We start from the raw sequence: 394 nt of genomic DNA, 5'->3' as shown, positions 1-394 counted from the left end.
GCGCAGCAAAAGCCGCTCTGGATGACTTTGCCAAAAAATGGGAACACAAGTACTCCTATGCCGTTAAAAGCTGGAGGGACAACTGGGAGGAACTTACCGCATTTTATGAGTTCCCTTTAGAAATCAGAAAAATTATTTACACCACGAACCTTATTGAAAACCTCAATGGAAAGATCAGGAAATACACCAAGAACAAGCTCTCGTTCCCTACGGATGAAGCGGTTATGAAGTCCACTTTTCTAGCACTCAGGGAGGCCACTAAAAAATGGTCGATGCCTATTAGAAACTGGGGCATTATTTTAAACCAGTTTTTAACTATATTTGAAAAAAGGGTTCAGCTTTAATAAAAGCCAAACCCTCGATTTATAACTTACACACTTTACGGGATAGTGTC

General features: G+C 40.4%; 1 protein-coding gene. It reads left to right on the top strand.

The window, feature by feature from the left end; all coding sequences use genetic code 11:
* On the top strand, positions 1 to 344 hold a 344-nt coding region (locus NHF50_RS15630), incomplete at its 5' end, for a transposase (protein WP_252777367.1).
* Positions 345 to 394: the final 50 nt, after the last annotated feature.

The sequence above is a fragment of the Flavobacterium sp. NRK F10 genome (assembly GCF_024054235.1).
Lineage (GTDB): Bacteria > Bacteroidota > Bacteroidia > Flavobacteriales > Flavobacteriaceae > Flavobacterium > Flavobacterium sediminis.
Note: the sequence above shows the minus strand (reverse complement) of the source record. Positions and strands in the feature narration are given on the sequence as shown.